General features: G+C 47.3%; 11 protein-coding genes. 3 read left to right on the top strand and 8 right to left on the bottom strand.

Annotated features, from left to right (window positions below):
• The 7 genes from U868_RS23885 to U868_RS24865 form a co-directional block, all read right to left on the bottom strand.
• The coding region (locus U868_RS23885; protein ID WP_036412332.1) for a DNA cytosine methyltransferase at positions 1 to 357 on the bottom strand (357 nt) is incomplete at its 3' end.
• Entirely contained in the window at positions 357 to 605 is a 249-nt protein-coding gene (locus U868_RS0121800) for a hypothetical protein (protein ID WP_051583101.1), read from the bottom strand. The genes U868_RS0121800 and U868_RS23885, both read right to left, overlap by 1 nt.
• A complete protein-coding gene (locus tag U868_RS0121805) occupies positions 602 to 1,489 on the bottom strand; it encodes a helix-turn-helix domain-containing protein (RefSeq protein ID WP_025155131.1) in 888 nt (295 codons plus the stop codon). The genes U868_RS0121800 and U868_RS0121805 overlap by 4 nt, the downstream gene beginning before the upstream one ends.
• On the bottom strand, positions 1,486 to 1,674 hold the full coding sequence (locus tag U868_RS0121810; RefSeq protein ID WP_025155132.1) for a DUF4222 domain-containing protein: 189 nt from the start codon (positions 1,672 to 1,674) through the stop codon (positions 1,486 to 1,488). The genes U868_RS0121805 and U868_RS0121810 overlap by 4 nt, the downstream gene beginning before the upstream one ends.
• The gene (locus U868_RS0121815) at positions 1,671 to 1,862 is read right to left on the bottom strand and encodes a hypothetical protein (protein WP_025155133.1); all 192 of its coding nucleotides are present in this window, start codon (positions 1,860 to 1,862) and stop codon (positions 1,671 to 1,673) included. The genes U868_RS0121810 and U868_RS0121815 overlap by 4 nt, the downstream gene beginning before the upstream one ends.
• Positions 1,863 to 1,925: 63 nt before the next feature.
• Positions 1,926 to 2,381, bottom strand: a complete 456-nt coding sequence (locus tag U868_RS0121820; RefSeq protein WP_025155134.1) for a YmfL family putative regulatory protein — start codon at positions 2,379 to 2,381, stop codon at positions 1,926 to 1,928.
• Positions 2,382 to 2,444: 63 nt separating this feature from the next.
• Complete coding sequence (locus U868_RS24865; RefSeq protein WP_071997758.1) at positions 2,445 to 2,690, bottom strand: helix-turn-helix domain-containing protein; 246 nt, start codon at positions 2,688 to 2,690, stop codon at positions 2,445 to 2,447.
• A gap of 100 nt (positions 2,691 to 2,790) precedes the next feature.
• Here U868_RS24865 and racR point away from each other — a divergent pair, with 100 nt between their 5' ends.
• From racR to U868_RS25640, 3 genes are all read left to right on the top strand, one after another.
• Positions 2,791 to 3,279, top strand: coding sequence for a DNA-binding transcriptional repressor RacR (racR, locus tag U868_RS0121825; RefSeq protein ID WP_025155135.1), 489 nt, complete (start codon positions 2,791 to 2,793; stop codon positions 3,277 to 3,279).
• Between the two features lie 142 nt (positions 3,280 to 3,421).
• The gene (locus tag U868_RS0121830; RefSeq protein ID WP_025155136.1) at positions 3,422 to 3,619 is read left to right on the top strand and encodes a hypothetical protein; all 198 of its coding nucleotides are present in this window, start codon (positions 3,422 to 3,424) and stop codon (positions 3,617 to 3,619) included.
• 43 nt (positions 3,620 to 3,662) lie between these two features.
• Positions 3,663 to 3,947, top strand: coding sequence for a hypothetical protein (locus tag U868_RS25640; protein ID WP_162817283.1), 285 nt, complete (start codon positions 3,663 to 3,665; stop codon positions 3,945 to 3,947).
• 490 nt (positions 3,948 to 4,437) lie between these two features.
• Here the strand turns inward: U868_RS25640 and U868_RS24245 are convergent, their stop codons facing one another.
• Positions 4,438 to 4,929, bottom strand: a complete 492-nt coding sequence (locus tag U868_RS24245) for a hypothetical protein (protein ID WP_025155138.1) — start codon at positions 4,927 to 4,929, stop codon at positions 4,438 to 4,440.
• Positions 4,930 to 5,066: the final 137 nt, after the last annotated feature.

Genomic DNA, 5,066 nt, shown 5'->3' on the forward strand with positions numbered 1-5,066 from the left:
TGCTGGTTGCTCACCGTTTTGTTCTCTTTTTTCATCAATGCTGTCCGCTAATTCAACGTAAGAAAGGGTTAATTGTCCGCGTTCGTCACTCAGGCCACCGCGTAATCCGGCGACACTGAATGCCTGACACGGTGTACCGCCAACCAGCAGATCCGGCGCGGATACATCACCGGCGCGAATCGCTGCAGCGATTTTTGTCATATCGCCCAGGTTATCCACCGCCGGCCAATGTGAAGCCAGTACGGCAGACGGGAACGGTTCAATTTCGCTGAACCAGAGGGGTTTCATTCCGATAGGCTCCCAGGCGACCGAAGCGGCCTCGATGCCGGAACAGACAGATCCGTAAGTCAGCCCCATCAGATAACCCCCTCACGCTGGTAGCGTTTAGCTGTGGCGCGGGTCATGAAATACTGCCGCTCGATATTTTGGAACCGAATGAGGTCATCCAAGCCATGGCGGCGGCAAATGCGGATTACCTTATGGCGGCCGTTCCAGTGGTCTTTCAGGTCACGCAGTACCCACCACCGGCGGATCTGATGCAGGACAGCCAGCACCGGGAACACATTCACACCGTAAATTTCTTTGCTTTCTGAGCGCATGTTCATGCTGCCTCCCGTTCTTTTGCGGCCTGCTCTTTGGCCTGTTTCCAGATATCAATCCACGTCTTGCGGCCCATAAACTCGGTCTGCGTCCGGATACCGGTTTTCCCGGCCATTTCCAGCGCGATTTCCTCGGTGCGGTTACGTGGTTTTGAACGGGAGCCGATCAGACGGGTGAATGCCTCGTCACGCTCTACGGAGTTAGTGTTGTTTCCTGCAGTTCTGCGTTTGAAGTTGGCAGCCTGTCCAAGCCAGTAGCTGAATGCGCGGTGCCAGTCGGTGTATTTCGTACCCTTGCTGGCGTGGTAGTCGCTGAACTTCTGAAACTCTTCCTGAACATCCAGTCCGGATGCCTCAGCTTTTGCAGCATGATCACGACCAGGTTCAAAGCTTTCCGGCATTGCGGTTTTGACGTTAGTTTTTTCATCGCGGGAGATAATATTTTTATTATCTGGATCTATGATTGGATCATGACTGATTCTGGGTGCAGCTCCTGCACCACTATCGGAACCAGTTGCACCACCTGGTGAATCTGCTGCACCAGTCCCGTAACCATTTGCACCACTTACCCCCGCAGGATTTGCACCATATGGTGCAGCAGATTCACCACTCACAACGGCGGCATTCAGGCGCAGATGATAGATATTTGACTGGTTCAGACCGTTGGCCGATTTACGGGATTCGATACGAACCAGCCCCATTTCCACCAGGGCGTTAATATGGTTCTGTACTGAGCGCTCTGACATTTCGCACTGCTCAGCAATATACGGCACGGACGGCCACGACTCGCCCTGATCGTTGGCGTTGTCCGCCAGTTTTACCAGTACCAGTTTACGCAGCGCGTTGCCGGTTTTTATCTGCAAGGCGCGCGCTGTTAAAATCATACTCATGGTTTCACCTCATCCACGCGTGTATACCGCTCCTGAAAGGTTTTCAGAGGTTCAAAACACGGATGCTCATAGCCGTCACGCATGAAAATCACCCGGCTGTTTTGCCGGTCAAACCGGACAACGTGGACTTTCCGCCCCCGGCTGTCGGTGTAATACCGATCCAGATTGTCAGCTGTTTCTTTCATGCCGCGGCTCCTGCTGTCTTACCCAAGCGGTTAAAATCACCTACCGCCCACTCCACAAACTGGTAGTTTGTTTCTGAGAAACCTTCCGGTACTCTTACCGTATAAACAAATGCGGCAGGGTCTTTACCACCCTTTACAGGAGCAACGCGGAGTTGCGCAAAGCCTGCCAAATGAGTTAATCTGCTCATGCGTTTATCTCTTCACACAATTGATATAGCGCGACCGAAGCCGAGAGCCGTATACTCTCGGCTTCACCCTTTCTTGTGGTACTTAATGAATGCATAGATAAATGTCCTTCCTGTCGCCACAGTCCGATCCAACAGTTTTTTCAGTTGTTTTTCTTCTTCACTGTCTACCTGCCCGTCTTCCAGTGATTTATCCATAAACACAGCCAGTGCCCCCTGATTAGCCGCTACCTTGCTATGCAGGCGAAATAATTCGGGCTCGTCCAGATCATCCGGATTGATTCTTTCCACCAGCAGCATTTCAGATTCTGTTGCAACATATTCGGCATACAGTTTCGTCCCGGAGACTTCCTGCATCGTCATCAGGTCGTGGTGATCGAAGAACCGGCAGCCGTTCTTTTCATAAAATCGGTTATTGAACGACGTGGCAGACATACCAAGCGCACCGGCCATAACTTCGCGCCCACCATTAGTAGCGCTGCACATCTCTCTTACGACTTCTTTCAGTGATTCATTCTTCATTGCCTACTCGCTTTCAGGTTGGGTTGTAGTTATCTGAACAGATCAGGTCTGATACCATTCTGATTAATTGGTCAGCGGCTGCTGGGATCCGCGCAGATATGTCCAGTCAATATCCGGGCGCAGATCTTCACAACGAACCTCGCCTAATGTTGCTTTCTCTATTTCAGGGCATCGTTCCGCCGGGATTTGGCGAATACCTTTAACCCATTGATTAACTGTCGGGGAAGACACCCCTAAGCTCTTGGCCATTGATGATTGCCCCCCGATACGGATACAGGCTTGTTTAAATGCACTATTCTCTTTTTTCATTGCGTAGGCTCCAATATTCACACGCCAATAATATTAGGCTACGCCTAATCATTGGTCAATAGGAATTGCCTAAGCGAATTAATACAGGGATGATTAGGCAATGCTTAGCGGTAGAGAATTAGGCAAAGCCATAGAGCTTGCTATTAACAAAAAGTTATCTTCGGGTGCCATCAAGACCAAGGCGGAAATCGCTCGCCACTTCAAAATAAAGCCCCCTTCAATTTACGACTGGATAAAAAAAGGCTCTATAAGCAAAGAAAAGTTACCTGAACTATGGCGATATTTTTCTGATGTTGTCGGCCCAGAACACTGGGGATTGCGAGAATATCCAGATCATAACCTCACCCAGAAAGGGGGATGCCAAAATACCCAACGTACTGATATTAAAAAAAATAGTGATTACAATCTCATTACAGACGAAAGACGCGCTGTAATTGATTTTCTATTATCAGCAGACTCACACACGCCCCCATGGGTCGACTCTGATGTTCGTGCATACGTAAGCGCGATGGACGAAAAAGCCCGTCAATGGTTATGCAGGAATACCCCCTCAGGTAAAAACAACAAACCCAAAAAGACCGGTACTTAAGCTTATTTGGTCAGAAGGGAAACTCGTCACATAACCTCGTGATTATCTGAAATGAAAATATTAGGCATAGCCTATTGACATAAAATTAGGTATTGCCTAATATTGTTTCATCAGCACAACAAAACACGATGAGAACGTGAGCATGAAAGATGAACCGGTAATCATAACCGACATGACCAACGAAGAGCTTGCTCAGTGGATCTGCCGGAAAGCGGACTATATCCATCGGCTGGAGGCGCTGCACGAAGAAAGCAAGTTGCAAGCTACGGCAATGGTCGAAACTTCCAGCCTGATCGCCAAGTACACCAACCTGTGCGCGATGCAGATAAAGCCACAGTAAAGATCAAAAAACCAATACCGTGAAAATCGCAATAGGTGGGATCATGACAACTGAAAAGAAAGAGCCGATAATTATTCCAAATGGCAATTCTGTAGAAGAAGTATATCAGTGGATGGAAGAGAAACTGGAAGCGCGGAAAGCAGTTGCGTCACTGGAAACACAGCTTAACTCACTAAATTCCGCGCAGAATAAAGCTTTTTTGCAATTAGAAAAAGAGCAGAGGGAGGCTATTTCTCTTCTTTCTCAGGAAAAAAAGCAAGAGCATACCGACGAATCACCTGCTCACGAAGATGTGATTCGCTGTCGTCGTTGTCAAGTTCGCTCGTGATTTGCAGGCTCATAAGCTCAATATCATCACGAATATATTTTCTTTGCTCTTCGGTCATTGCTTTTAGCATAGAAAAGGTTATGCGGCGGAGTGCTGACATTTCAATTTCAATATTTTTAAGAAGTTTGTCTTTTGCTGAATCTTGGCTCATAAAAACCTCATATCTGTTGGGGTGAGTAATAGTAACCAATTTCTGTCTGTTGGGGAACAACGGAAACCACTGCCGCCTGAGGTGGGAAAATAACCAGGCTAAATTTTACAACCGCAATAACGGCTGCGTATCTGAATAACTGTGTGAAGAGTATCAATTAGTGTGGGGAGATAGACGCGATGACTGAGAGCGGACAGAAACTCGTAATATATGCCATGGTATTTATTAACAATACCCTGACCATTTCAACCGAAGACAGGGAAGATTTCTGGCTTGAAATATCCCCCGCTATCGGATGGGTACTGTTTCAAAAATTACGTAATGAAACTGAGTTTTCAGCTACCGGAGCACTGTTTGCAGCCACTGAATTGCGTCAGGCACATGACTTAATCCCTTACCCAAGAGTTCAAGCACGATGTGTTTTGTGGCGTCAGCGGGAAGCTCTTTTAAGCGCTGCAAATACCCTTTCCTTTCTTCTGGGTCAGGAACGTTCAAAGTGATGAACTCACGAAGTGCGGCAATGGTGTCGTCATGGAATTTGACGGTAACAACCTTGAGTGATGCTGAAATGCTTCCATCTTCGCTAAGTAAATTTATAGCGTTTTTAGTCGCTCTAGCATTATTAAGTGAAACACGAATGCCACCAATTACATATTCAGCACCACCAATTAATAAATCTTCCTCATTGAGGTACATGATATTTTTTGCAAGGGTTTCTGTATCAGCATTATTTATGGTCGATGGAAGATTTGTTGTATCTATGGGCGCAGGGTAACTATCTACCGCGCATTTAACTAAATCTAACTGCAATGCTCTATTGAACTCAGCCATATTTTACCCTCTTGGTAGTGTGAGAACACCAAGATACCACCGCCGCCCGAGGTGGTTAAACAACCGGGCACGAATAATGTGAAGAGAGAAGATGACCAGATAACAATAACCATGCAGCACCATTAGCGGCTGTGCAT

Origin of the sequence: Morganella morganii H1r (assembly GCF_000633515.1) — a bacterium.
Classification (GTDB): domain Bacteria; phylum Pseudomonadota; class Gammaproteobacteria; order Enterobacterales; family Enterobacteriaceae; genus Morganella; species Morganella morganii_B.

Coding starts and splice junctions, on each gene's coding strand:
- U868_RS0121800 (WP_051583101.1), bottom strand. CDS start 605: ATGAACATGCGCTCAGAAAGCAAAGAAATTTACGGTGTGAATGTGTTC.
- U868_RS0121805 (WP_025155131.1), bottom strand. CDS start 1,489: ATGAGTATGATTTTAACAGCGCGCGCCTTGCAGATAAAAACCGGCAAC.
- U868_RS0121810 (WP_025155132.1), bottom strand. CDS start 1,674: ATGAAAGAAACAGCTGACAATCTGGATCGGTATTACACCGACAGCCGG.
- U868_RS0121815 (WP_025155133.1), bottom strand. CDS start 1,862: ATGAGCAGATTAACTCATTTGGCAGGCTTTGCGCAACTCCGCGTTGCT.
- U868_RS0121820 (WP_025155134.1), bottom strand. CDS start 2,381: ATGAAGAATGAATCACTGAAAGAAGTCGTAAGAGAGATGTGCAGCGCT.
- U868_RS24865 (WP_071997758.1), bottom strand. CDS start 2,690: ATGAAAAAAGAGAATAGTGCATTTAAACAAGCCTGTATCCGTATCGGG.
- racR (WP_025155135.1), top strand. CDS start 2,791: ATGCTTAGCGGTAGAGAATTAGGCAAAGCCATAGAGCTTGCTATTAAC.
- U868_RS0121830 (WP_025155136.1), top strand. CDS start 3,422: ATGAAAGATGAACCGGTAATCATAACCGACATGACCAACGAAGAGCTT.
- U868_RS25640 (WP_162817283.1), top strand. CDS start 3,663: ATGACAACTGAAAAGAAAGAGCCGATAATTATTCCAAATGGCAATTCT.
- U868_RS24245 (WP_025155138.1), bottom strand. CDS start 4,929: ATGGCTGAGTTCAATAGAGCATTGCAGTTAGATTTAGTTAAATGCGCG.